Here is a 1,387-nt window from a genome sequence, read left to right as displayed (position 1 = left end):
GTTCTGGACCTGGGCCGGACGCCGCTGTCGCGCCGGAAGCCACGGTCGACGTTTCGGCCGAACCCGTCACCGGACTGGTCGCTGAAGAGCCGCTTGAGGCTCCAGCCCAAGCCACGCACGAGGCCCCGGTGGTGGTGGAAGCCGTCGCCGAAGAACCAGCTGACGCTGCTCCGGCAGCCGAGGCGGAGGCAGAAGCCCAGACTGCGGAAGTCGACGTCGTAGCGGGAGAGCCGGTGGCCGAGGACTCGCCGGCGGCGGCCGACGGGTCCACCCAGCCTGCCGCGACTGCGGAAGCCGGCGAGACGGCATCCGAGGCCGAGGAGCCGAAGCCTATCCTGTTGTGGCGTCAGGGTCGTTTCGAGCAGCGCCCACGCCACCGGCACGACAACCGCCGCGACAATCGCCCGCGCAACGGACCGGCCGCGCAGGGCGGCCGGTCCGACGCAACTGGCGAAGCGGCCGGCCAGCCGGGCGGACGCCCGAATGACGGGCGCCGCGACCAGCGCGACGGTGCCGGCAAGCCGCGCTTCGACCGCTCCAAGTTCAAGCCGAGGCCGCCAGGCGAGGCTGGCGAGCGGCGCGAAGGCAGGCCGCAAGGCGAGCGTCCCGACCGCCGCGACGGCAGGCCCGACTGGAAAGGCGGCCGGCAGGATGGCAAGGGCGGCGCGCAAGCCGGCAAGCCTGCCTTCCAGGCCAAGCCGCGCGACGAACGGCCGGCGCGCTTCGACCCGGACTCGCCCTTCGCCAAGCTCGCCGCCTTGCGCGACCAGCTGAAGAAGTAGCCCGCGGGTCCGATGGTCACCGATGCCCGCCAGCGCATCGACAAATGGCTGTTCTTCTCGCGCGCGGTGAAATCGCGCTCGCTGGCGGCGAAGCTCGTGGTCGCTGGCCGCGTGCGCATCAATCGCGACAAAGCAGCGCAGGCCTCCGACATTGTCCGGCCCGGCGACGTGCTGACCATCACGCTGGACCGGCGCATCCTGGTCTGGAAAGTGCTCGGCGCCGGCGCCAGGCGCGGCCCCGCCGAGGAGGCACGCCTGCTCTATGAGGATATGTCGCCGCAACCCACGCCGAAGGACGAGGCCGTTCCGGACGCTCTTCCGGCTTTACGCGAGGCCGGCAGCGGCCGCCCGACCAAGAAAGAAAGGCGGGAAACCGACCGGCTGCTCGGCGAGGATTGAGGGCGGGAACGATCTCAACCGCATCGAGGTTCTGCAACTCCATTCCGGGCGCGACGGCACCGTCAGGAATGGCCGCCCTTGCCAGCGACCGGCAAAGGCGTTACCTCACCAAAAAACCCAGCAGAAATGGGACGTCCCGGAGCCTGCGATGACCTATGTCGTGACCGACAATTGCATAAAATGCAAATACATGGACTGCATCGAGG

1 protein-coding gene and 1 pseudogene are annotated in these 1,387 nt (G+C 69.6%); both read left to right on the top strand.

What is annotated here, in order from left to right; all coding sequences use genetic code 11:
- Positions 1 to 782 (top strand): annotated as a pseudogene (locus EOA33_RS35805) (helicase); the annotation flags it as partial.
- A 12-nt stretch (positions 783 to 794) separates the two neighbouring features.
- A complete protein-coding gene (locus tag EOA33_RS35800; protein ID WP_126057903.1) occupies positions 795 to 1,181 on the top strand; it encodes an RNA-binding S4 domain-containing protein in 387 nt (128 codons plus the stop codon).
- The last annotated feature ends 206 nt before the right edge of the window (positions 1,182 to 1,387 follow it).

The sequence above is a fragment of the Mesorhizobium sp. M4A.F.Ca.ET.050.02.1.1 genome (assembly GCF_003997725.1).
In the GTDB taxonomy this organism is placed as follows: domain Bacteria; phylum Pseudomonadota; class Alphaproteobacteria; order Rhizobiales; family Rhizobiaceae; genus Mesorhizobium.
This window is presented reverse-complemented; position numbering and strand designations above follow the sequence as displayed.